The sequence below is a fragment of the Luteimonas sp. Soil_C_5 genome, assembly GCF_057656615.1.
The window spans coordinates 199,060-223,362 of record NZ_JBDGKA010000004.1; the positions used below are offsets into that span (position 1 = coordinate 199,060).

Here is a 24,303-nt window from a genome sequence, read left to right on the forward strand (position 1 = left end):
GCGGACTCAGTGGCTGATGTCGTCGTGCGCGAGGTCGCCGGACTTGAGCACCGGCGGCTTGGCGAAGGTGTGGTGCGGCGCCGGCGACGGCACCGTCCACTCCAGACCGCGTGCACCTTCCCACGACCGCGCCGCGGCGGGTGCGCCGCGCAGCTTCGAGTGCAGCAGGATCGCGAACATCATGAAGGGCGTGACGAACATGCCGAACGCGCCGACCGAGCTGATCAGGTTCCAGTCGGCGAACACCACGTTGTAGTCGGGAATGCGCCGCGGCATGCCGGCCAGGCCGAGGAAGTGCTGCGGGAAGAACAGCAGGTTGACGAAGACGATCGTCCACCAGAAATGCACCTTCGCCCAGAACTCGCTGTACATGCGCCCGGTCCACTTCGGCCACCAGTAGTAGACCGCCGCGATGATCGAGAACAGTGCGCCGGTGACCAGCACGTAGTGGAAGTGCGCGACCACGAAGTAGGTGTCGTGGTACTGGAAGTCGGCCGGCACGATCGCGAGCATCAGGCCCGAGAAGCCGCCGATGGTGAACAGGATCACGAACGCGACCGCCCACAGCATCGGCGCCTCGAACGTCATCGAACCGCGCCACATCGTCGACACCCAGTTGAAGATCTTCACGCCCGTGGGAATGGAGATCAGCATCGTCGCGAACATGAAGTAGATCTCGCCGCCCAGCGGCATGCCCACGGTGAACATGTGGTGGGCCCAGACGATGAAGCTCAGGAACGCGATCGCCGCCGTCGCGTAGACCATCGCCTGGTAGCCGAACAGCGGCTTGCGGCTGAAGGTGGGGATGATCTCCGAGACGATGCCGAACGCCGGCAGGATCATGATGTAGACCTCGGGATGCCCGAAGAACCAGAAGATGTGCTGGTACATCACCGGGTCGCCGCCGCCGGCCGCGTTGAAGAACGAGGTCATGAAGAACTTGTCGGTCAGCAGCATCGTGACCGCGCCGGCCAGCACCGGCATCACCGCGATCAGCAGGAACGCCGTGATCAGCCACGTCCAGCAGAAGATCGGCATCTTCAGCAGGTCCACGCCCGGGGCGCGCATGTTGAGGATGGTGGCGATGACGTTGATCGCGCCCATGATCGAGCTGATGCCCATCATGTGGATGGCGAAGATCGTCAGCGACACGTTGCTGCCGCCCTGCAGCGACAGCGGCGGATACAGCGTCCAGCCGCCGGCCGGGCCGCCGCCTGGCAGGAACAGCGTCGCCAGCAGCAGGGTGAACGCGAACGGCAGGATCCAGAACGACCAGTTGTTCATGCGCGGCAGGGCCATGTCCGGCGCGCCGATCTGCAGCGGCACCATCCAGTTGGCCAGGCCCACGAAGGCCGGCATCACGCCACCGAAGATCATCACCAGCGCATGCATGGTGGTCATCTGGTTGAAGAAGCTCGGGCTGACGTGCTGCAGGCCCGGCGCGGCCAGTTCGGTGCGGATCACGACGCTCATCGCGGCGCCGATGATGAACATCACGAACGAGAACAGCAGGTACAGCGTGCCGATGTCCTTGTGGTTCGTGGAGAAGAACCAACGCTGCACGAAGCCCTGCGTATGGGCGTGATCGTCGTGGTGCGTGTCGGCTGTAACGGGAGTCGTCGACATGGGCGGTGGACCTCAAAGCGATCAGCCGGCCGCGGGCGCGGCGGGAGCGGAAGGAGACTGCACGGTAGCGTCATCGGCCGCCGGCGGTGCGGCGGTCGGCGCAGGTGCAGCGGGCGCCGGTTCGACCGGTGCGTTCTTCGCCTTCTCGGCGGCCAGCCATTGCGCGAATTCCGCCGGCGGCACCGCGCGCACGACGATCGGCATGAAGCCGTGGTCCTTGCCGCACAGTTCCGCGCACTGGCCACGGTAGACGCCGGGCTCGAGGATCTCGGTCCAGGCCTCGTTGACCAGGCCGGGAATCGCGTCCTGCTTCCAGCCGAACGCCGGCACCCACCAGGAGTGGATCACGTCGTCGGCCGTGACCACGAAGCGGATCTTGGTATCGGTGGGCAGCACCAGCTGGTTGTCGACGTCGAGCAGGTAGTGGCCGTGGGCATCGAGCTCGGCGCGCGTGGTGTCGCGGCTCTGGCGCAGGCGGTCGCTCTCGCGGTCGAGACGGCTGGTCAGGGTGACGTCCTCGCCCATGTACTCGTAGTGCCACATCCACTGCACGCCGGTGACCTTGACCGTCATCGCCGCGTCGCGGGTGTCGTACATGGCGATCAGCTTGCGCGTCGCCGGCACGGCCATGATCACCAGCAGGATGATCGGGACGACCGTCCAGATGATCTCGGCGGTGGTGTTGTGGGTGAACGTAGCCGGGGTCACGCCGCGCGACTTGCGGAAGCGGAACATCGCCACCGCCATCGCGCCGAACACCAGCGCGCCGATCGCCACGCAGATCCACAGCGCCAGCATGTGCGCGTCGTAGGCGTGCTGGGCGGACGTGGTCACGCCCTTGCCCATGTTGAGTTGCCAGGGCTTCGGATCGGCGGACTGCGCCGCGACGTTCGCCGACAGCGCCAGTGCGGCGACGCCTCCCACCCACTGCTTGAAACGACCGGCTTGCTTCACATCGGACCCCATGCCTGCGCTGGCGTTGTCTGGCGGGAACACGTCCGATCCGCGCCCGGTCGAACGACCGGGAATTGCATGCGCAGGAGCGGCGGCGTACTGCGAATAACCAATGAATGGTAGCTGTCGGTGCTCGACAGGGGCAAGCCGAGTCGTTCCGGGACCTCTTGACAGATCGGTGCTGCGCTGCGACATGCCCTGCCGCCGCCGGCCGCGCACCCACCCAGCCTGTCCGAGAGAGCATGCGGGGCACAGTCCCGGACCCGGTCGGCAGGCTAGAATTCCGCTTCTATCCCTGTTGGTCGCACGCCTTGAACGCCAGTCCGTTGCCCGCCGTTCCGGCGGCCTCCCTCGAGCCGCAGCGCGCGGCGATCACCGCCGCCTGGACCCGCGACGAGGGCGTTCATGTGCGCGAACTCCTCGAACAGGCACGCCAGCCCGATGCCGACCGTGCCGCGATCCAGGCGACCGCCGCCGATCTCGTGCGCCGGGTGCGCCTGCGCGCGCAGAACCAGGGCGCGATCGAGGCCTTCATGCAGCAGTACGACCTCGGCAGCGAGGAAGGCGTGCTGCTGATGTGCGTGGCCGAAGCGTTGCTGCGTATTCCGGACCAGGACACGGCCGATGCGCTGATCCGCGACAAGCTGGGCGAGGCCAACTGGCGCAAGCACATGGGCCAGTCGGATTCGGTGCTGGTCAACGCCTCGACCTGGGGCCTGATGCTGACCGGCCACCTGGTCGACCTGGCCGACGACACCAAGCGCAACGTGCACAACGCCTTCCAGCGCCTGATCGGGCGTGTCGGCGAGCCGGTGATCCGCCTCGCGGTGCGCCAGGCGATGCGGATCATGGGCCACCAGTTCGTCATGGGCCGCACGATCGGCGAGGCGCTGACGCGCTCGCGCAAGGGCGCCAACGCGGCCTATCGCTATTCGTTCGACATGCTGGGCGAAGCCGCGCTGACCCAGGCCGACGCCGACCGCTATCTGAAGGCCTACCGCGACGCGATCGACGCGATCGGCCGTACAGGCCCGTTCGAGGACGAGATCACCGCGCCGTCGATCTCGGTCAAGCTCTCCGCGCTGCATCCGCGCTATGAACACGCCAAGCGCGAGCGCGTGCTGGCCGAACTGGCGCCGCGGGTGCTCGATCTCGCCCAGCGCGCGAAGGGCCACCGCATCGGCCTGACCATCGACGCCGAGGAAGCCGATCGTCTCGAGCTGTCGCTCGACGTCATCGAAGCCGCGTGGACCGATGCCTCGCTGGCCGGCTGGCATGGCTTCGGCATCGTGGTGCAGGCCTACCAGAAGCGTGCGCCGTTCGTGATCGACTGGATCGCCGCGCTGTCGCGCGCGCACGGCCGCCGCATTCCGGTGCGCCTGGTCAAGGGCGCGTACTGGGACAGCGAGGTCAAGCGCGCCCAGGTCGAAGGCCATCCGGGATATCCGGTGTTCACGCGCAAGCCCAATACCGACGTCAGCTATCTCGCCAATGCGCGCCGGCTGCTGTCGGCGACCGACGCGATCTATCCGATGTTCGCCACCCACAACGCGCACACCATCGCCGCGGTCCACCGTCTGGCGATGACCGTGCTGCCGGCCGGTGCGGGCGCACGCAAGCCCTACGAGTTCCAGAAGCTGCACGGCATGGGCGACGACCTCTACGCCGAGGTCATTCCCGCCGATCGCCTCGATGTCGCCTGCCGCGTCTACGCGCCGGTCGGCTCGCACGAGGACCTGCTGCCGTACCTGGTGCGCCGCCTGCTCGAGAACGGCGCCAATTCCAGCTTCGTCAACCGGATCAGCGACGAGGACGTCGCGATCGACGACCTGATCCGCGATCCGGTCGAGGTCGTCGCCGGTTTCGAATCCATTCCCCACCCCCGCATTCCGCTGCCGGTCGATCTCTTCCGCAGCCAGTCGCACGACAGGAGCAACTCCATGGGCGTCAATCTCGCCAACGACGCGCAGCTCGCCGCACTCGCCGAGCAGATCCAGGCCCATGCCGGCCCGTGGACCGCCGGTCCGCTGGTGCCGGGCGCGACCAGCGCCGGCGACACGATCGAAGTCACCAGCCCTGCCGACCGCCGCGTGCGCGTGGGCCAGTGGCAGGCCGCCGACACCGCGACCGTCGAACAGGCGCTGCGCAACGCCACCGATGCCCACGCCGACTGGAACGCGATGCCGGCCGCCTCGCGCGCGGCGATCCTCGAGCACGCCGCCGACCTGCTGGAATCGCGCACCGCCGAATACATCGCGATGTGCACCCGCGAAGCCGGCAAGACGATTCCCGATGGCGTCGCCGAAGTGCGCGAGGCCGTGGACTTCCTGCGCTACTACGCTGGTGAGGCGCGCCGCCTGTTCATCGTCGAGGCGCTGCCCGGTCCGACCGGCGAATCCAACAGCCTGCAGCTTTCGGGCCGCGGCGTGTTCGTGTGCATCAGCCCGTGGAACTTCCCGCTGGCGATCTTCGCCGGCCAGATCGCCGCCGCGCTCGCCGCGGGCAATACGGTGATCGCCAAGGCCGCCGAGCAGACCACGCTGGTCGGCCATGCCGCGGTCACGCTGCTGCATGAAGCCGGCGTGCCGGCGGCGGTGCTGCAGTACGTGCCGGGCGACGGTGCGAGCGTGGGCGCGGCGCTCACCTCGGACGCGCGCGTGGCCGGCGTGGTGTTCACCGGTTCCAACGCGACCGCGCTGGCGATCAACCGCGCACTCGCCGCGCGCGACGGTGCGATCGGCACCCTGATCGCCGAGACCGGCGGCCAGAACGCGCTGATCGCCGATTCCTCGGCGCTGCCCGAACAGCTGGTCAAGGATGCGCTGGGCTCGGCGTTCACCTCGGCCGGCCAGCGCTGCTCGGCCGCGCGCGTGCTGTTCGTGCAGGACGACATCGCTGACAAGGTGCTGGAGATGCTGGCCGGTGCGATGCAGGAACTCACCGTCGGCGATCCGGCGCTGCTGTCGACCGACGTCGGCCCGGTGATCGACGCCGATGCGCTGCGCATGCTCGACGCGCACGCCGAACGCATGGCCAAGGAAGCACGCCTGATCGCGACCACGCCGATCGGCGAGGCCGCCGCGCACGGCACCTTCTTCGCGCCGCGTGCATGGGAACTGCACTCGCTGTCGCAGCTGCAGCGCGAGAACTTCGGCCCGGCGCTGCACGTGATCCGCTGGAAGGCAGATCAGCTGGACACCGTGATCGAGGCGATCAACAGCACCGGCTACGGCCTGACGCTGGGCATCCACTCGCGCATCGACGAGACCGTCGAGACGATCACCGCGCGCGCCCGCGTCGGCAACGTCTACGTCAACCGCAACCAGATCGGCGCCGTCGTCGGCGTGCAGCCCTTCGGTGGCCAGCGCCTGTCGGGCACCGGCCCCAAGGCCGGCGGTTCCCACTACCTGCCGCGCTTCACCACCGAGAAGACCGTGACCATCAACACCACGGCCGCCGGCGGCAACGCCTCGTTGCTGACGCTCGGCGAATGAGCCCGCGCGATGCGGCCGGCACCCGCCGGCCGCATCCGACGCACCGGTCTTGCCGTGGGGCCGCGATCACCGCACGCCTCCGCTAGGCTCTTCCGCTTCCCCCGCTAGTTCCGGCCCCGATGGCCTTCGACGCCTTTGCCCTGATCCTGGCGATGCTCGCGCTGGGCATGCTGTTCGCCCGTCTGCGCGTGATGCCGGCCAACGCCGCCGAGGTGCTCAACCTCGTCGTGCTCTACGTCTGCCTGCCGGCCGCGGTGCTGGTGCATGTGCCGAAGCTGACCTTCGACGCGTCGCTGGTCGGTGTCGCCATGACGCCCTGGCTGCTCGCGGTCGCGACGGTCGCGCTGGTGTTGCCGCTCTCACGCTGGCTGCGCCTGCGACGCGACGAGACCGCCGTGCTGCTGCTGTGCGTGGGCCTGTGCAACAGCAGCTTCATCGGCTATCCGATGGTCGCCGCGCTGCTGGGCGAGGACGCGGTGGCCTATGCCGTGGTCTACGACCAGTTCGGTACTTTCGTGCTGCTGTCGACGTTCGGCCTGACGATCCTCGCGCGCTACGGCGGCGACACGCCGCCGGGCTGGCGCGACATCGTGCGCCGCATGCTGCGCTTCCCGCCGCTGTGGGCGCTGGCGGTCGGACTGACGCTGATGCCGGCGGCGCCGCCGGCCTGGATCGCCGCCGCACTGGAAAACCTGGCCGCGGCGATGTTGCCGCTGGTGATGTTGGCGGTCGGCCTGTCGATCCAGCTGCGTATGCCGCGCGACGAGGTCCGTCCGCTGGCGGCGGGCCTGGTGCTGAAACTGCTGGTGATGCCGGCGCTCGCACTGCCGCTGTCGTGGGCCTTCGGCATGAGCGGCACGATGCTGCAGGCCAACGTGCTGGAGTCGGCGATGCCGACGATGATCACCGCCGCCGCGCTGGCGATTGCCGCCGGCCTCGCGCCGCGGCTGGCGGCGGCCCTCGTGGGTTACGGGATCCTGCTGTCGCTGGTGACGCTGCCGGCGTGGGCGTGGCTGCTGGACAGGTTCGCGTAGGCAAACGCGACGCGCGCAGAGGGCGTTGCCGCCAACGGAAAGCGTGCCGCACATGCAGCGCGAGATCCGGATGTGGGCGCGCGCTTGCGCGCGATGCCCCGTGGCGGCTGAAGCGCGATCGCGCGCTAGCGCGCTCCTACGGGAGCAGGCCACGAACCGTGCCCACAAAAAAGCCCCGCCGGAGCGGGGCCTTTTCGTTCCACGATGTCCCGGAATCAGGACCCGTGAATCTGCGCAGGCCGCTTAGAAGCGGTACTGCGCCGACACGCCGAACAGGTTGGCATTGCCGTCGTAATCGCCGACGACGCGGCCCAGGCCACCCGTGGGGGTGTTGACCTTGGGATCACGCGGCTCGATGCGGGTGTAGGCGAAGTTGAGGTCGAACGCGTCGCTCATCGCCCAGGTCGCACCGACCGAATAGAACAGGCGGTTCGCGTCGGGCAGACGCGGGGTGCGGTGCTCGATGCTGGTCGGGCTTTCGTCGTACGCGACGCCGCCGCGCAGCTTCCAGCTTTCGTTGAGCGTGTACTCGGCGCCGACAGCGGCGAAATAGCTGTCCTGCCACTCGAAGGGCTCGACCGAATCCGGATCCGGGTTGTCGAACTGGATGCGCACTTCGCGCAGCGACGACCAGTTGGTCTCGGCGTAGGTGGCCGACAGCTGCAGCGCGTCGGTGACCTGCCAGGCGGCGCCGACGTTGAGGATCGACGGGGTGGTCAGGTTGGCGAACACGTCACCGTCCTGGAACCAGCCCGGACGCGCCTGGTTGAACACGGCGGCCGCGCCCGTGGGCACGGTCCAGTCGGCGGTGCCGGTCAGCTCGTAATCGATCTCGGAGCGGTAGCTGACGCCAATCGACACGCGATCGGTCGGACGGAAATGCGCGCCCAGCAGGTAGCCGAAGCCGTTGTCGTCGCCCTGCACGTCGGCGATACCGTCCGCGCCCTGCGGCTGGGCACCCGGGACACCGGCCTGCGCCAGCAGCGTGCCGAAATCGACGGCGCGCGACAGCGTGACGTCAGCGCGCGAGGCGATGACACCGATGCCGACCGAGAAGCGGTCGCTCAGATCGATGGCGCCCGACAGGGCCAGATCGATGATGCGCACGTCCGATTCCAGCGCCGTGTAACGGCCGACCCAGCCGGCGTCGTAGTCGGTGCTCAGGCCGAACGGGGCGCTGACCATCGCGCCGAGCGCGACGCCGTTGTCGAGCTTGTGCACGACCGAGAACGCCGGGACCGGGGTCACGCCACCGGCGTTGCCGCCGTTGCCGCCCGTCATCGGACGGCCGAATGCGTCGGTCGCCGTGCCCTGGAATTCATAGTTGAGATCGATGACGGTCAGGTCGGCCTGCACCGTGGTGCCTTCGAACTGGGTCATCACGGCCGGGTTGTTGGTCACGACCGAGCTGTCGCCGGTCTTCGCGGCGGTGCCGGCGAAGGACGTGCCCTGCGACTTGACGCTGTTTTCCTTGAGCTGGAAGCCGGCCGCCTGGGCCTGACCTGCGAACGCCAGCGCGCCGGCGATGCCGAGGGCCAGTGCGGTGCACTGGATGAAGCGGGGGGTGGTAGCCATGTGTCGCGTTCTCTCCGAATGGTGCAGGTAGGGGTGCTCCGCCGGACGAGACGAAGCCCCTTTCGTCGCCGTCGCCTGTCGGAATTCCCCTCCCGAACGCGCGTAGCGGGGCGGATCATACCGTACGTCCCCGTCCGGACCCTTGCTGCAATGCGGCATTTCCGGGCGCCCGCGGGCGGCGCTTGTCGGCGTCTGCCACGCGGCCGGACAATGCGCGCACCGATGTTCATTTCAATTCCCCACCGACGCGCCAAGGCCCCCTTCCGCTGGGCCGTGCCGATGCTGTGCGCGCTGCTGTGGCTGGCCTTTCTGTGGGCGGCCACCCGTTCGGCCAGCGACCACTACACGCTGCTGCTGGACTGGGGCGCGCTGTACGGCGAACCGGTCGGCGCCGACGGGGTGCTGGTGAACTGGCTCGACCCCGGTCCCTGGCTGCGCCTGGTCACCGCGCTGTTCCTGCATGCCGACTGGGCGCACCTGCTCGGCAACCTGGTGTTCCTGCTGATCTTCGGTCTGCCGGCCGAACGCCTGATGGGCGCCTGGCGCCTGCTGCTGCTGTTCGTCGTCGGCGGCGCACTGGCGAACCTCGCGGCGGTGCTAATGATCGGCACGCCCGACCGGCTGATCATCGGCGCGAGCGGCGCGGTGTCGGCACTGATCGGCGCCTACCTCGCGCTGTTCCCGCGCGCCCGGCTCGGCGTGGTGGTGCCGCTGGGCCTGTTCCTCGAATTCGTCCGCGCCCCGGCGTCGCTGCTGATCGGCATCTGGGCGCTGCTGCAGGTGTTCTTCGCCTACATCGGGCCGGCCTACGGCGCCGTGGCCTGGGCCGCGCACGTAGCCGGCTTCCTGTTCGGCATCGTCTTCGCACTGCTGTCGCGGCATGCGATCGGGCAGCGGCTGCGGCGGTTGAAGGGGTATTGATGGAGCCGGGATCGGGGGTTCGTGATTCGTGATTGGTGATTGGTGATTCGAAACAGCAGACACCGGCGCATCGGTCCCGCGCGCAGAGCCGACTTTTCCAATCACGAATCACCAATCACCAATCACGGCTTCTACACTTGCTCGCATGATCACCAAGACGCTCCACCGAGTGACGTTCCTCAGCCACGGCAAGGTCTACGTACTGTACGCGCAGCGCGTGGAGAGTGGGCGGTTGTGGGGCTTCGTCGAGGTGTCGGGACTGGTGTTCGACGTGCACGACGGGCTGGTCGTCGATCCGACCGAAGAACGCCTGCGCGACGAGTTTGCCGGTACGCGCACGCTGCATCTGCCGATGCAGAGCGTGCTGCGCATCGAAGACGTGGAGACCAAGGGGCCGTCTGCGATCCGCGATGCGGAATCGGGCGAACAGGTGGTCACGCCCTTCCCCCTGCCGCACCGTCCGCGCTGAGCGCGCACGGCACGCACGCTACACTCGCGCCCCGGCCGCGGTTCCGACACGCGGCCGTCGCGACGCCGCCGCCATGCTGTGCGGCCCGCTTCTTCCGCGACCCAGGCCAACGCCCAAGGCAACGATGACCACTCCCCAGGAACTGCTCGACACCCACGGCCCACGCGAATCGATGGAGTACGACGTCGTCGTCGTCGGGGCAGGTCCCGGTGGTCTGGCGACGGCGATCCGGCTCAAGCAGCTGGCGGCCGAAGGCGGACGTGAGGTCTCGGTCTGCGTGCTGGAGAAAGGTTCGGAGCCCGGCGCGCACATCCTGTCGGGCGCGATCGTCGATCCGCGCGCGCTGACCGAACTGATCCCGGACTGGAAGGACAAGGGCGCGCCGCTGAAGCAGGCGGTCACCCGCGACGAATTCCTGTTTCTGGACGAGACCGGCCAGAAGTCGACGCCCGATTTCCTGTTGCCCGACTGCTTCAAGAACCACGGCAACTACATCGTCAGCCTCGGCGCGCTGACGCGCTGGCTGTCGACCCAGGCCGAAGCGCTGGGCGTGGAGATCTTTCCCGGTTTCGCCGCGGCCGAAGTGCTGTACACCGACGCCGGCGTCGTGCGCGGCGTGGCGACCGGCAATCTCGGCATCGGCAAGGACGGTCAGCCCACCGGCGAGTTCCAGCTCGGCATGGAACTGCATGCGAAGTACACGATCTTCGCCGAAGGCTCGCGCGGACAACTGGGCCGCGAACTCATCGCCAAGTTCCATCTGGACGAGGGCCGCGATCCGCAGAGCTACGGCCTCGGCATCAAGGAACTGTGGCAGGTCGATCCGGCGAAACACGAGCCGGGTCTGGTCGTGCACACCGCCGGCTGGCCGCTGGACGGCGACACCTACGGCGGCTCGTTCGTCTATCACGCCGAAGACGGCAAGGTCGCGATCGGTCTGGTGGTCGGTCTCGACTACCGCAATCCGTGGCTGAGCCCGTTCGAGGAGTTCCAGCGTTTCAAGACGCACCCGGCGATCCGCAAGTATCTGGAAGGCGGCAAGCGCATCGGTTACGGCGCGCGTTCGATCACCGCCGGCGGTGTGCTGTCGATCCCGAAGCTGGTGTTCCCGGGCGGCGCGCTGGTCGGCTGCGAGGCCGGCACGCTCAACGCCAGTCGCATCAAGGGCAGCCACGCCGCGATCAAGACCGGCATGCTGGCTGCCGACGCCGCATTCGCCGCGCTGGGCGAGGACCGTGCCGGCGACGAGTTGACGGCGTATCCCGCCGCGTTCGAGTCGAGCTGGCTGCATGACGAACTGCAGCAGTCGAAGAACTTCAAGCAGTGGTTCAAGAAGGGTCGCACCACCGCGACGCTGATGACCGGCATCGAACAGTGGCTGCTGCCGAAGCTCGGCATCCGCACGCCGCCGTGGACGATCCATCGCGACCGGCCCGACCACGCCTGCCTGGAACCCGCCGCGCAGCACGAGAAGATCGTCTACCCCAAGCCCGATGGCGCGCTGACCTTCGACCGCCTGAGCTCGGTGTATCTGAGCAGCACCAACCATGCCGAGGACCAGCCGCCGCACCTGACGCTCAAGGATGCGTCGGTGCCGGTGGACGTGAACCTGGCGACCTACGCCGGCCCCGAGGCGCGCTACTGCCCGGCCGCGGTCTACGAATTCCTCGACGGACCGGACGGCCCGTTCCTGCGGATCAACGCGCAGAACTGCGTGCACTGCAAGACCTGCGACATCAAGGATCCGACGCAGAACATCGTCTGGGTCGCGCCGCAGGGCGGCGGCGGTCCGAACTACGCCGGCATGTGATGCAAGGCGCGCCTGCGTCGCGATGCGGCGACGCAGGCACTGCATCGAAACCGGCGTGTTCTGACCTGCATGCGCCGCACGCCGCGGCCGTGCGAGATCCGTGCAGCCACCACTCGATCACCGCGCAGGGCGATGGCAACGCAGCCGGATTGCCGGCGCCGGGCGGCACGCCGCGCAGCATGATTGCCATCCGCTCGAAGCGGCACGCAGGTTGCCCTGCCGATACGGCCGGCACGCGTGCCGCCATCGCCCCGCTGCATGCGGCTGATCGCGACACCGCTCAGGGGCCGCATGCGCCGCGGACGCCCGGCTCCGCGCAGGGCCGGGGCCGGCCGCAGACAATTTGGAAACCCTGCCCGTATACTCGGCCGCAGCTGTGGCCGAAGCGCCATGCCGCCAAGGGTGTTTCGTGCGTAATTACGATCTCGAATTCCTCAAGCGTTTCTCGCTGGTCCTGCTGTTTCTGACCATCGTCACCCTGGGGCTGATGGTCGGTGCATGGTTTCTGCACCAGTCAGTGCCCACGGAAACGCCGCCCAGCGTGGCCAAGCGCACCGAAGCGCGTATCGCGCCGACCGGCGCGGTCTATGCCGGGACCACGGGCGCCGCGGCGCAGGCCGCCGCGACCGCAGCCGCTGCAGCCGCCGCTGCTTCGCAGTCGGCCTACGGCGGCACGCTCGACGGCTCGGTGATCTACCAGAACCTGTGTGCGGGCTGCCATACCTCCGGCGCCGGCGGCGCACCGACACTCGACCACCAGCACTGGGATGCGCGCATCGCCCAGGGCACCGAAACCCTGTATCGCCATTCGATCGAAGGCTTCACCGGCGCGGCCGGCGTGATGCCGGCGCGAGGCGGCAATCCGGCGTTGACCGACGAGCAGATGCACGTCGCGGTCGACTGGATGGTCGACAACCTCAAGTAACATTTTTCGGGTCACATGCCCGTTCCAGACGCCGCCTCCGGGCGGCGTCGTCACGTCAGGCCGTCGAGGCCGATGGAGTTCCGCCCGATGACCCGATCCGCCCGCCCTGCCCGCCTGCTGACGGGCCTGCTCGCCTGCGCCCTGCTCGCCGCCACTGCACCGGCCGCCGTGCAGGCGGTCTCGCCGATCGTCGACAGGCCTGCGCCTGCCGCACGTACGGTCACGCTGGAAGGCCGGGTCACCGGCGCCTTCGATGGACTGGGCGGCTGGTTCCTGCAGACCGATGGCCGCGACCGCGCCGCACCGGTCGCGGTATTCGTGGACGCGGCCGACGGCGGCCCCGCCCCCGTGGCCGGCGCGCACGTGCGAGTGGCCGGTGCGTTACTCGATGTCGACGGCCTGCCGACGCTGCGTCCGGCGCGCGTCGATGTGCTGCCGACGCCGGCGCCCGAGCTGGTGCCCCTGCGCCTGACCCATGCGCCGCACGACTGGGCGACGCTCGCCGGCCAATGGGTGCGCATCGATGCGCCGCTGACCCTGACCGGCCAGCACGAACGCACGCGACGCGGCACGCTGGTCGCGAGTTTCGACGGCCGGCAGTACGCGCCGACCGAGATCGCGTCGCCCGGACGCGATGCCGTGATGGTGCAGGCCGCCAACGCATCGCTGCGCGTGCTGCTGGATGACGGCCGCGATGAGGCACCGGTCGACGGCCGGCTCTGGTATCTGCCCGACACCGCGCAGGCGCTGCGCACCGGCAGCGTGCTCACCGGCGTCGAGGGCGTGGTCGACCATCGCCACGGCGCGTGGCGGCTGCAACTCACGGCCCCGCTGCAGGCGCAGCCTGCCCCGCGCCCGCCCGTCCCGGTGGTCGAAGGCGACGTGCGCATCGCCGCCTTCAATCTGCAGAACCTGTTCAACGGTGACGGCCGCGGCGGCGGCTTCCCGACACCGCGCGGCGCACGCACGCCCGAGGCACTCATCCGGCAGGTCGAGGGCCTGGTCGCGACCATCGGCGCGCTCGATGTCGACGTCGCCGCCCTCATGGAACTCGAGAACGACGGCTACGACGCCCACTCCAGCATCGCCCAGCTGGTCGATGCCCTGAACGCAGAGACCGCGGCGCGCGACTGGCGCTTCGTCGATGCCGGGGCAGGCCCCGGCACCAATCCGATCCGCGTCGGCCTGATCTACCGCAGCACGCGCGTGCGTCCGCAGGGTCAGCCGGCGACGCTGGACGGCGGACCGTTCGCCGAGCTCAGCCGCGTGCCGCTGGCGCAGGCCTTCGTGCCGCTGCGCAACGGCCGCGTCGATGGCGCGGATTTCAGCGTCGTCGCAGTGCACTTCAAGTCCAAGGGCTGCAGCGAGGCCAGCGGCGCAAACGCCGACCGCGGTGACGGTCAGGCCTGCTGGAACGCCACGCGCACCGAGTCGGCGCAGCGTCTGCGCGACTGGCTGACGACGTCGCCCACGCCCGCCGCCGAGCGCGTGGCCGTGGTCGGGGATTTCAACGCCTACGCGATGGAAGATCCGGTGCGTCTCTTCATCGATGCCGGCTGGCGCGATCCCTTTGCCGGCGGCGCCGAGCCCCCGCCGCACAGCTTCGTGTTCGACGGCCAGGCCGGCCGCCTCGACCACCTGCTGCTGAGCCCGGCGCTGGCCGCGCGCGTCGCCGGCGCCGCCAAATGGCACAGCAATGCCGACGAGCCGGTGGACACACGCGAGCGCGAGGCCGCCGGCCCCTGGCGCAGTTCGGACCACGATCCGCTGGTGGTCGGGCTGCGCCTGCGCGGCCGCTGAGCGCACCTGTGGAAGCGCGCTTGCTGCGCGCGAATAGGCATTCCTGGCAACGCCCATTCGCGCAAGCGCGCTCCTGCAGGTATCCGTGCAGACCAGGCGTTGGCCGATCCGAGGTGGTGGCCCGGAGTATCGGGGCCTCCCGGCCGGAGCGCGTGTACGGGGGATATGCCGCGGTTCGCCATTGCATGCGGGAGTGTCGCCCGAGCCTGCAGACGGCAGCCAGATTCCTCTGCGATACCGACGAGCCCGCGGACCTCCGCACGCAGGACGCCGCCGCCCCGTCGCGCGGTCGGGACCATGCGCCTTTGCAGATCGGGCTGGGCCTCCGCAGTCGCGGTCTGCACCTGTGGGAGCGCGCTTGCGCGCGATGACGCGTTCCCGGTCATGCCCATCGCGCGCACGCGCGCTCCTACGCATTGCGTGAAACGTGATGCGCGCGCGGGACACGGCGGATCGCCGATGCCCTGACGGAACACACGCTCTCGCACGCGCCCGCCACGGCCCCGTTGTGGACGGGCCGGTATCATCGCGGGCATGACATCCCCCACGTTCCCCACCGAATCCGGTCCGCTGACGCTTGCGGGTCCCGCCGGCGCCCTCGAGGCCGTCGTCGATCTGCCCGATGCCGATATCGACGCGCGTCCGCTGGTCGCCGTCGTCTGCCATCCGCTGCCCACCGAAGGCGGCACGCTGCATAACAAGGTCGTGACCATGGCCGCGCGGTCGCTGCGCGAGCTGGGTGCGACCACGGTGCGCTTCAATTTCCGCGGCACCGGCGACTCCGCCGGCACCTTCGATCACGGCGACGGCGAGACCGGCGATCTCACTGCAGTCGTCGAGTGGGTCCGCCGCGAACGTCCCGGCCACGCGCTGTGGCTGGTCGGTTTCAGCTTCGGCGCCTATGTGTCGCTGCGTGCGAGCGACGCGCTGCAGCCCGACCTGCTGGTGTCGATCGCGCCACCGGCCGGGCGCTGGGATTTCGAATCGATCGTGCTGCCGACCTGCCCGTGGCTGGTGATCCAGGGCGAGGCCGACGAGATCGTCGATCCCGAGGCCGTCTACCGGTGGCTCGAAGACAGCGGCGTGCAGGCCGAACTGGTGCGCATGCCGGGCACCAGCCACTTCTTCCACCGCAAGCTGATCGACCTGCGCGGTGCGATCCAGCACGGCGTGCGCGCCCACCTGCCGGATCCGGCCGCCTGATGCGCGCCCTGTCCTGCATCCCGGCCGCTGCCGGTGCCGGCGCGCGCGCGGCGGATCAAGGGCACACGCCGCGATGAGCGACATTCCCCGCCCCTCGCAGCGTTACGACGACGGCGTCGCGCGCGGCGACTGGCAGGCCGATCCCGCCCAGCGCCCGGCCCTGGTCGAACTCGATCGCCTGCACGATGCCCTCGTCGTGGCCGCGCCGCGGCGTGGCCTGCTGGGTCGCCTGTTCGGCAGCGCCGGTGAGGGCGACGATGCGCCGGCCGGGCTATACCTGTGGGGCGGCGTCGGTCGCGGCAAGACCTTCATGATCGACCTGTTCCACGATGGCTTGCCGCTGGCGTCGATGAAGGCCGCCTCCGGCGAGGCCGCGCCTGCGACCGCACGTTCGCCCGCGATCGATCCGAAGCTCGGTCGCAAGCGCCGCACCCATTTCCACCGCTTCATGCGCGAAGTGCACGAGTCCCTGCGCGCGCACAGCGGCGAACGCGATCCGCTCGCGGCGATCGTGCGCGGCTGGCGCGATGCCGGCCTGCGGGTGCTGGTGCTCGACGAATTCTTCGTCAGCGACATCGGCGATGCGATGCTGCTCGCGCGCCTGCTCGACCGCATGTTCGCCGACGGCATCGTGCTGGTGACCAGCTCCAACGTCGATCCCAAGGATCTCTACAAGGACGGCCTGCAGCGCGCGCGGTTCATGCCGGCGATCGCACTGCTGCAGCGCCATTGCCATGTGGTGTATCTGGAGAGCGACACCGACTACCGTATGCGTGCCCTCACGCGGTCACCGGTCTACCGCACGCCGCTCGATGCCGACGCCGACAGCTGGCTCGACACGCGCTGGCACGAACTCGGCGGCGACGATGAGCATCGCAATGCCGGCGTCGAGATCGACGGCCGCCGCATCTGCGTGCGTGCGCGCACGCCGGGCATGGCCTGGTTCGATTTCGACGCGCTGTGCGAAGGCCCGCGCGGCGCCAGCGACTACATCCACGTCGCGACCGAATTCCACACCGTGCTGCTGGGCGGCATTCCGCACATGGATGCCACCCGCGACGACGCCGCGCGCCGTTTCGTCACCCTGATCGACGAGCTCTACGACCGCCACGTCAATCTGGTCTGCACCGCCGCCGCCGAGCCGCCGTCGCTGTATTCGGGCGAGCGCCTGACCGGTGCGTTCGAGCGCACCGCGTCACGGCTGATCGAAATGCGCAGCACCGAGTATCTGCAGCGCGAACACCGCGGCTGAGGCCACTCAGCGCGCCATGTAGGCGCTGGGCGGCTGGCCGAAGGCGCGGTGGAACATCGCGGTGAACGCGCTTGGGCTTTCGTAGCCGACGTCCAGCGCGACCGAGGTGATCGAGCGGCCTTCGGCGAGCAGCGAGATCGCCGACAGCAGGCGGATGTGCTGCCGCCACTGCGCGAAGCCCATGCCCAGCTCGTCGCGGAACGCGCGGGTGAAGCTGCGTCGGCTCATGCCCACCTGCGCGGCCCAGGCATCGATGTCGCGGTTGTCGGCAGGATCGACCAGCAGATGACGACAGACGCGCAGCAGGCGCGGGTCGGTGGGCATCGTCGCCTGGTAGGGCGCGCTGGGCATGCTGCCGCACTCGTCCAGCAGCAGCGAGGTGATGCGTCCCTCGCGGCTGGTCGGCGTATAGCCGGCGGCGAATCCGACGACCTCCAGGATCAGCGCGCGCAGGAAATCCGAGACCTGCAGCAGGCGGCAGCGATCGGGGCTCGTGTCGTGCACCGTGTCGATGTAGAGCGTGCGCACCGAGACCGCGCCGCGGCACGAGACCTCGTGCATCATCCGCGCCGGCAGCCAGACCGCACGTTGCGGCGGCACGACGTAGCTGGTCTGCGGTGTCGCCACCGACATCACGCCGGACGAGGCGTAGAGCAATTGCGCGCGTTCGTGGCAGTGCATCGGATCGACGAAACCCGGCGGATATTCGTCGGCCAGCCCGATCACGGGATGCGGCCTGTCCAGGTAGTCGGCGCTGCGTTTCATCCGTCCGATCACACTGCATTGCCGCCGAACGCGCAACTGCCGCGCAGCGCGCGCGATGGCCCGACCGCGCGACCCGCCGACCTGCCGCGACCAGCCGGTACGCGGCGCGCTGGCTATCGTGCAGGCACGCAGACGACCGGAACCGCCATGCCCTCCACTCCGCCCGCACCGATGCCGCACGACGACGTGGCGCCCGAGATCCGCGACTTCCATCGGCGCATCAACGCCGGCTACGCGAATGCGGGCGACTTCTCCCGGCTGTCGCTCGCCGAGGCGCGCGTGGTCGCCGAACGCATCCGCGCGCCGTGGACACGCGGCGGCCCGACGATGGCGCGCACGACCTCGCTGCCACCGTCGGTCGCCGGCGTCGGCCTGCGCATCCACCACCCCGGCCCGCCCGCCGCGCGCCTGCCCGCGCTGGTGTATCTGCACGGCGGCGGCTGGACGATGTTCAGCGTGGACACCCACGACCGGCTGATGCGCGAATACGCCGCGCGCGCCGGTATCGCGGTGGTCGGTGTGGATTACAGCCTGTCACCGGAGGCGAAGTTTCCGCAGGCGATCACCGAGATCGCCGGCGTCCTCGACTGGCTGCGCCAGCAGGGCGGCGCGTACGGCATCGACGCCGCGCGTCTGGTGCTGGGCGGTGATTCGGCCGGCGCCAATCTCTCGGTGGCCACCAGCCTGTGGCTGCGGCAGCACGACATGCCACCGGTGCAGGGTCTGCTGCTGAGCTACGGCGCGTTCGACCGCGAGCCCAGCGCCTCGTGGCACCGCTACGATGGCCCGCACTACATGCTGGAAATCGGCGAGATGCACCGCTTCTGGGACAACTACCTGCGGGACGAGGCCGACCGGCTCGATCCGCTGGCCGAGCCCCTGCGCGGGGATCTGCGTGGACTGCCGCCGGCGTTCTTCGCGATCGCCGAATGCGACATCCTCGCCGACGGCAACCGGCGTCTGGCGGCCGCGCTCGAGGCCGCCGGTGTCGCGGTCGAGGTGCAGACGTATGCGGGCGCGACCCACAGCTTCCTCGAAGCGGTGTCGATCTCGCCGCTCGCCGATCGCGCGTTCGACGACGCCGCACGCTGGCTGCGTGCGACGGTGCCGGCATGAGCGCATTCGTGCCGCGCGGCGAGGCCGACGTGCTGGCCCTGGTCCGCGCCTATCCGCTGGCCTGGGTGATCGGTCACGGCCATGCGGACACCGGTCCGTTCGATGCGACGCCGCTGCCGCTGTTGCCCGAACGCGACGACAGCGGCCGTCTCGTCTCCTTCCTCGGCCACTTCGCACTGGCCAACCCGCAGGTCGCCGCGCTGCGCGCGGACCCGCGTGCGCTGCTGCTGTTCAAGGGCCCGGACGGCTACATCGCCCCGCGCCTGGTCAGCAACCCGACCTGGGGCCCGACCTGGAACTACGCGGTCGCGCGGTTCCACGTCCGCATCGAATTCGCGCCCGACGACAACGACCACGCGCTCGACGCACTGGCCGCGACGCTCGAGGCCGACAACCCGGATCCGTGGACGACCGCACGCATGGGCCCGCGCTACGCGCAGCTGCGCCAGCACATCGTCGCCTTCCACGCGCATGTCGAGCGCGTGCAGGCGACCTTCAAGCTGGGCCAGGACGAACAGCCGCAGACCTTCGACGAGATCGTGCGCGGGCTCGACGATGCGCCCCTGCGCAGCTGGATGCAGTCGCAGCGCGACTGACCTGCAGTCACCGGCCGCACATCGCGTGCGGTCCCCGCGGCCGACTGCGGACGCGGGGACCGTCAGGCCTCAGAGCTTCATCGTCACCGTCGCCATGATCTGCCGGCCCTGGCCGTAGATGCAGTTGGCGATCGCCGAGCAGCGGCCGACGTATTCTTTGTCGAAGAGGTTGCTGGCGTTGAGGGCGAAGCGCCAGTTGTTGAGGTCGTAGCGCACGATGGCGTCGTAGAGCGTGGTCGACTTGCCGTAGAGCACGTTCGCATTGAACGCGCTGCGCAGGCTGCCGGCCGATTCGCTCAGATACCGCGCACCGAAGCCCGCACCGAAACCCGCCAGCGGCCCGTCGACGAAGCTGTAGTCGACGAAGCCGGTGAGCTTGTGTTCCGGCGTCGTCGGCAGCGGATCGCCGGTCGAGAAGCCGCCCTGGTCGGTGATCACTTCCGAATCGGTGTAGCTGTAGGCGCCGTTGAAGCTGAGCCGGTCGCGCACGCGCGCAACGATCTCCAGTTCGCCGCCCTGCGCGCGCACCTCGCCGATCTGGCGGCCGAACATCGGCGTCTGTCCGGACTGCACGTTGACCAGGTTCTCCTGGTCGATGCGGAACAAGGCCGCGGTCGCGAACAGGCGCACGTCATCGGAGAAACCGCGCGCATCGAACTTCACACCCGCCTCGACCTGGGTCGCGGTGCTGGGCTCGAACGCGCGGCCGGTGGCGGTGTCGGTGCCGAGGATCGGCTCGAACGAGGTCGCATAGCTCACGTAGGGCGCGATGCCGCTGTCGAAGACGTAGTTCGCACCGGCGCGCCAGGTGAACTCGTCCTGCTTCGTCGTGACGCCGGTCTGCCGGTTCTCCAGCTCCACCTTGTCGAAGCGGCCACTCGCGGTCAGGACGGTGCGGCCGATCTTGATCTGGTCCTGCAGGTACAGGCCCGCCTGCTGCACGCGCTGGTCGTTGAAGGTGTTGGTCATCGCCGGCGTGACAATGGGCGCGGCGCCGTAGACCGGCGCGTAGGCATCGATCGGCGGTGCGGCCGCGAAACCGAGCCGCGCGAAGTTCTCCAGCGCGCGGACGTCGAGTCCGGCGAGCAGCGCGTGCTGCACGCGCTCGTTGCCGAAAGTCATCGACAGGCGGCTGTCGACCGCGAAGCCTTCGACATCCTCGGCATACGGATACGCGGACCGGTTGACGGTGCGCTGGTCGGCCCGGAAGCCGGTCGAATACACCAGCTTCTGCGCTTCCTCATAGCTGTTCCAGCGCGCGTTCTGCTGGAAACGCACGGTGTCGCTGAAGGCATGGCTGAAGTCGTAGCCGATGCCGTACTGGGTGCGGTCGTAGCGGTTGTAGTCGGGCTCGCCGAGGTTGCGGTGGCGCGGCAGCGGTCCGTTGGGATTGCCGAGCAGCGTGCCCGAGGCCGGCAGGTAACCGTTGGTGTCGCCGGTGTTGGCGTCCTTCTGGTAGTAGGCCAGGCCGGTGAACTGCGTGGCCTCGCCGATCTGCCAGGTGAAGGTGGGCGCGACATAGGTGCGGTTGGCTTCGACGAAGTCCATCTGCGAGCCGCGTTCGCGCACCAGCGCGGTGACACGGCCGCTGAGCGTGTCGGTGAGCGCGCCGGTCACGGTGCCGTGCAGCTGACGGTAGTCGTCGCTGCCCACGCGCACGCCGACCTCGCCGCCGAAGGTGGTGTCGGCGCGACGGCTGGTGAGGTTGTAGATGCCGCCGGGCGGCGCGTTGCCGTAGAGCACCGACGCCGGGCCCTTGAGCACGTCGACTTCCTGGAAGCCGTAGAGATCGAGGCCGACGTTGAAGATGGTCGTGGTGATCGGTGCCTGCAGGCCGTCGATGTACTGTTTGGGCGTGAAGCCGCGCAGCGTGAGGAAGTCGAAGCGCAGGTCGGGCCCGTAGTTCTCGCCGACGATGCCGGCGGTGTAGCGGATCGCCTGCTGCACGTCGGTGACCGACAGCAGGTCGATCTGGTCGCGGGTGACGACGGAGATCGACTGCGGCGTCTCGATCAGCGGGATGTCGGACTTGGTCGCGGTCATGCTGCCCGACGGCACGTAGTCGGGCGCGATGGCGGTGACGCGGTCGAGATCGGTCGGCGATGCACGACCGGCCCCGGTCGACTGGGCCTGCGCGGCGCCGGCGATACAGACGGCGGACACCGCCAGGGCCAGTGCGGCACGTTGCGGATGGGAACGCGGGTACGCCTGTCGAACCGTCATCGTCTTCTCTCCGGTAGGGGGGGCGTCTGCGGCGCGTCCATGTCGTCTTCCGTTCGGGAATTCACGCAGTCGTCATTGGAATATGCGACGCGCGGTTGCGGGCAGATGACGTGCGAGGGTCCGATGCCGTCGTGAGCGGGCCATCCATCGGATGCCCGGCCCACGCCACCGGTCGCCGCTCAGTCCGCTGCCGACTGGCCCAGATGCCGGTCCAGCCAGGCGAGGACACGCACCAGCACGTCGCGCTCGTGCGCGCGTTCGTGGAACCAGTGCGGACCGCGCGGGTAGCGCACCATTTCCACCGGCGTGCCGTGGAAACGCAACGCGCCGTAGAGCTGGTCACCCTGCGACACCGGCACGCGCGTATCGGCCTCGCCATGCAGGATCAGCACCGGCACGTCGATGCCGTCGACGTGCCGGATCGGCGAGTGGCGGTCGTAGAGATCACGGCGCGCGACCGGATCGCCGAAGTAGCCCGGCAGGTAGTCGGGCGTATCGGTGGTCAGGGCCATCGCGCCGATGTCGCTGACGCCGGCGCCGACGATCGCGGTGCGGAACCGGTCGCTGCGTGCGACTGCCCACGCGGCCAGATAGCCGCCGTAGCTCCAGCCGCCGATGGCGACGCGCGCCGGATCGGTGATGCCCTCGGCCACCAGCAGGTCCAGGCCGTCGAGCACGTCCTGCAGATCGCCGCCGCCCCAGTCCTCGCGCACGGCTTCGGTGAACGCCTGGCCCTGGCCTTCGGAGCCGCGCGGATTGGGCAGCAGCACCGCATAGCCGTGCGAGGCCAGCAGCTGCGCCCAGTCGTGCCACGAACCGAGCCAGCCCGATGCCCACGCCCAGGCCGGGCCGCCATGAATCTGCAGCAGGGTCGGCAGCGGCGTGCCGGGCACATGATCCGGCGGCAGCACCAGTACGCCGTGGACGGTGGTGCCGTTGCGGCTGCTCGGCCACGACAGTTCGCGCAGCGTGCCGCGGGCCCAGCCGGCGGTCTGCGGATTGCTGTCGCTGCGCACGCGTGTCACGGGCGCGCCATCGCGGGCCGGCTCCAGCAGCCAGACCTCCGCGGGCTGGTCGGACTGCGTGCCGATGAAGGCGATGCGGCCGGTCGCTGCGCGTTCGAACGCACCGCCCGCCGTCTGCACCGACGCGAGCGCGGTCGCTGCGCCGCTGTGCGCGTCGATGCGCAGGAACTCGCCGCGCACGCCGCGGATGCCGAGCGCGACCAGATGCGCGTCGTTCTCCCAGCGCAGGCCGCGCAGCGTGCCCGGCCAGTCGCGCGCCAGCCGCACGCGGTGCCCGTCGGCCAGCGTCTCGACGATCGCATCGGCGCTCATCGCATACGGATGCAGTGCGCCGTAGAGCAGCTTGCGTCCATCGGGCGACCAGCCGAGATCGCGGGCGGCCGCACGCGGAAACACGACGCGACCGGGGGCGCCGGTGACCGCGTCCAGCAGCATGATCCGCGAGCGGTACCAGTAGTCGTTGATCGATGGGGTGTCCGCGACGCGCAAGGCGAACTGGCGGCCGTCGGGCGACCACGCCGCGTCCAGCACCTGCAACGCCGGCGGCGACAGTGCGCGCACCGCGCGTGTCTGCACATCGAGCAGCCACAACCGCTGGAAGGTGTCGTGGGTGTCGCGCACCTGCGCGTCGTCCTTGCAGGCCGCACGTCTGCGCGCGTCCGGCGACGGTGGATCGGTGACCAGCAAGGCGACCTGGCGGCCGTCGGGCGACCAGTGCGCGGCGCCGATCCCGCCCGCGAGCGTCGTCAGGCGTTCGGCGCCCTGTCCGTCGCGATCCACGCGCCACAGCTGGGTGGACGCGGGCGCGGGCGCGCCGTCGACCGCCACGCCGTTGCGGCAGGCCGCGTCGTCGCTCGCGTCATCGGAGCCGGCCTCGCCGCTGTGGTGTTCCGGTCCGTCTTTGCGGTCGGACAGGAACAGCAGCGACGCGCCATCCGGCGACCAGCGCGGCTGCGCATCCGTAGCCGTGTCGGGCGCGGCCAGCGATCGCGCCGGCGCGTCGCCATCGGCATCGGCAAGCTGGATCTGTCGGCGTGGCGACGCGCCATCAGGACGCGGCGTTTCGAGGACCCAGGCCAGGCGCGTGCCGTCCGGGCTGATCCGCACGTCGTCGACCTCGCGCAGATCGACGATGTCGTCGGGGGTGATGACGTGGCCCGGTTGCGCGCCGGCGACCTGCGTCGCGAACGCCAGCCCCATGACGGCCAGCAGCCGTCCTCCCGTCCACATTCCCCGAAGCCTGCGCATGCGTTCTCCCGTGCCGTCGCGCCGGTCGGATGCCGTGGCGCTTCGCCTTCGACTATGCCGGCCGCCGGACGCGACGGGTCGGCACGCCGGGTCGCAAACCGTTGCGGCTGGGCCAGACGGCAGGATCGCGACCGGGAGACGGGCCGTGGGTGCGCCTTTGGAGGCCGCGCATCGGACGCACCGGATCGGCGCTCGCTGCTGCCCTGGAGCGGCAGGCCGACGTCGATCCGGGCGGGACGCAGCGCGTGGTCATGGCCGGCACGAGGC

17 protein-coding genes are annotated in these 24,303 nt (G+C 69.6%); 11 read left to right on the top strand and 6 right to left on the bottom strand.

The window, feature by feature from the left end:
• Positions 1–6 precede the first annotated feature (6 nt).
• Positions 7–1,626, bottom strand: a complete 1,620-nt coding sequence (gene ctaD / locus AC3A5K_RS12755) for a cytochrome c oxidase subunit I (RefSeq protein ID WP_487617918.1) — start codon at positions 1,624–1,626, stop codon at positions 7–9.
• Positions 1,627–1,647: 21 nt separating this feature from the next.
• Positions 1,648–2,592 carry a cytochrome c oxidase subunit II gene (gene coxB, locus AC3A5K_RS12760; protein WP_487618208.1) on the bottom strand — a complete coding sequence of 315 codons (945 nt, stop codon included), beginning with the start codon at positions 2,590–2,592 and terminating at the stop codon, positions 1,648–1,650.
• Positions 2,593–2,891: 299 nt separating this feature from the next.
• Here coxB and putA point away from each other — a divergent pair, with 299 nt between their 5' ends.
• Complete coding sequence (gene putA, locus AC3A5K_RS12765) at positions 2,892–6,074, top strand: bifunctional proline dehydrogenase/L-glutamate gamma-semialdehyde dehydrogenase PutA (RefSeq protein ID WP_487617919.1); 3,183 nt, start codon at positions 2,892–2,894, stop codon at positions 6,072–6,074.
• 119 nt (positions 6,075–6,193) lie between these two features.
• Entirely contained in the window at positions 6,194–7,108 is a 915-nt protein-coding gene (locus AC3A5K_RS12770; protein WP_487617920.1) for an AEC family transporter, read from the top strand.
• A gap of 243 nt (positions 7,109–7,351) precedes the next feature.
• Here AC3A5K_RS12770 and AC3A5K_RS12775 read toward each other — a convergent pair whose 3' ends face one another.
• Positions 7,352–8,683, bottom strand: coding sequence for an OmpP1/FadL family transporter (locus tag AC3A5K_RS12775; protein ID WP_487617921.1), 1,332 nt, complete (start codon positions 8,681–8,683; stop codon positions 7,352–7,354).
• Positions 8,684–8,905: 222 nt separating this feature from the next.
• On the opposite strand from AC3A5K_RS12775, the gene AC3A5K_RS12780 reads away from it, so the two are divergent.
• The 7 genes from AC3A5K_RS12780 to zapE all read left to right on the top strand — a co-directional run bounded on the left by AC3A5K_RS12780 (position 8,906) and on the right by zapE (position 17,063).
• On the top strand, positions 8,906–9,604 hold the full coding sequence (locus AC3A5K_RS12780) for a rhomboid family intramembrane serine protease (protein ID WP_487617922.1): 699 nt from the start codon (positions 8,906–8,908) through the stop codon (positions 9,602–9,604).
• 145 nt (positions 9,605–9,749) lie between these two features.
• A complete protein-coding gene (locus AC3A5K_RS12785) occupies positions 9,750–10,073 on the top strand; it encodes a DUF1820 family protein (protein WP_487617923.1) in 324 nt (107 codons plus the stop codon).
• 124 nt (positions 10,074–10,197) lie between these two features.
• Positions 10,198–11,883 carry an electron transfer flavoprotein-ubiquinone oxidoreductase gene (locus tag AC3A5K_RS12790; RefSeq protein WP_487617924.1) on the top strand — a complete coding sequence of 562 codons (1,686 nt, stop codon included), beginning with the start codon at positions 10,198–10,200 and terminating at the stop codon, positions 11,881–11,883.
• A 409-nt stretch (positions 11,884–12,292) separates the two neighbouring features.
• Entirely contained in the window at positions 12,293–12,808 is a 516-nt protein-coding gene (locus tag AC3A5K_RS12795; protein ID WP_487617925.1) for a c-type cytochrome, read from the top strand.
• A gap of 87 nt (positions 12,809–12,895) precedes the next feature.
• The gene (locus AC3A5K_RS12800) at positions 12,896–14,608 is read left to right on the top strand and encodes an ExeM/NucH family extracellular endonuclease (protein ID WP_487617926.1); all 1,713 of its coding nucleotides are present in this window, start codon (positions 12,896–12,898) and stop codon (positions 14,606–14,608) included.
• A gap of 534 nt (positions 14,609–15,142) precedes the next feature.
• Positions 15,143–15,811, top strand: a complete 669-nt coding sequence (locus tag AC3A5K_RS12805) for an alpha/beta hydrolase (protein WP_487617927.1) — start codon at positions 15,143–15,145, stop codon at positions 15,809–15,811.
• Positions 15,812–15,884: 73 nt separating this feature from the next.
• Complete coding sequence (zapE, locus tag AC3A5K_RS12810; RefSeq protein ID WP_487617928.1) at positions 15,885–17,063, top strand: cell division protein ZapE; 1,179 nt, start codon at positions 15,885–15,887, stop codon at positions 17,061–17,063.
• Positions 17,064–17,069: 6 nt separating this feature from the next.
• Here zapE and AC3A5K_RS12815 read toward each other — a convergent pair whose 3' ends face one another.
• A complete protein-coding gene (locus AC3A5K_RS12815; protein ID WP_487617929.1) occupies positions 17,070–17,828 on the bottom strand; it encodes an AraC family transcriptional regulator in 759 nt (252 codons plus the stop codon).
• Positions 17,829–17,975: 147 nt separating this feature from the next.
• Here AC3A5K_RS12815 and AC3A5K_RS12820 point away from each other — a divergent pair, with 147 nt between their 5' ends.
• Together AC3A5K_RS12820 and AC3A5K_RS12825 are read left to right on the top strand one after the other, a co-directional pair.
• Positions 17,976–18,944: an alpha/beta hydrolase fold domain-containing protein gene (locus tag AC3A5K_RS12820; protein ID WP_487617930.1), complete on the top strand. Its 969-nt coding sequence runs from the start codon at positions 17,976–17,978 to the stop codon at positions 18,942–18,944.
• The gene (locus tag AC3A5K_RS12825; RefSeq protein WP_487617931.1) at positions 18,941–19,540 is read left to right on the top strand and encodes an FMN-binding negative transcriptional regulator; all 600 of its coding nucleotides are present in this window, start codon (positions 18,941–18,943) and stop codon (positions 19,538–19,540) included. The genes AC3A5K_RS12820 and AC3A5K_RS12825 overlap by 4 nt, the downstream gene beginning before the upstream one ends.
• 69 nt (positions 19,541–19,609) lie before the next feature.
• Here AC3A5K_RS12825 and AC3A5K_RS12830 read toward each other — a convergent pair whose 3' ends face one another.
• Both AC3A5K_RS12830 and AC3A5K_RS12835 read right to left on the bottom strand, forming a co-directional pair.
• On the bottom strand, positions 19,610–21,763 hold the full coding sequence (locus AC3A5K_RS12830; protein ID WP_487617932.1) for a TonB-dependent siderophore receptor: 2,154 nt from the start codon (positions 21,761–21,763) through the stop codon (positions 19,610–19,612).
• Positions 21,764–21,942: 179 nt separating this feature from the next.
• Complete coding sequence (locus AC3A5K_RS12835) at positions 21,943–24,018, bottom strand: S9 family peptidase (protein WP_487617933.1); 2,076 nt, start codon at positions 24,016–24,018, stop codon at positions 21,943–21,945.
• Positions 24,019–24,303 lie beyond the last annotated feature (285 nt).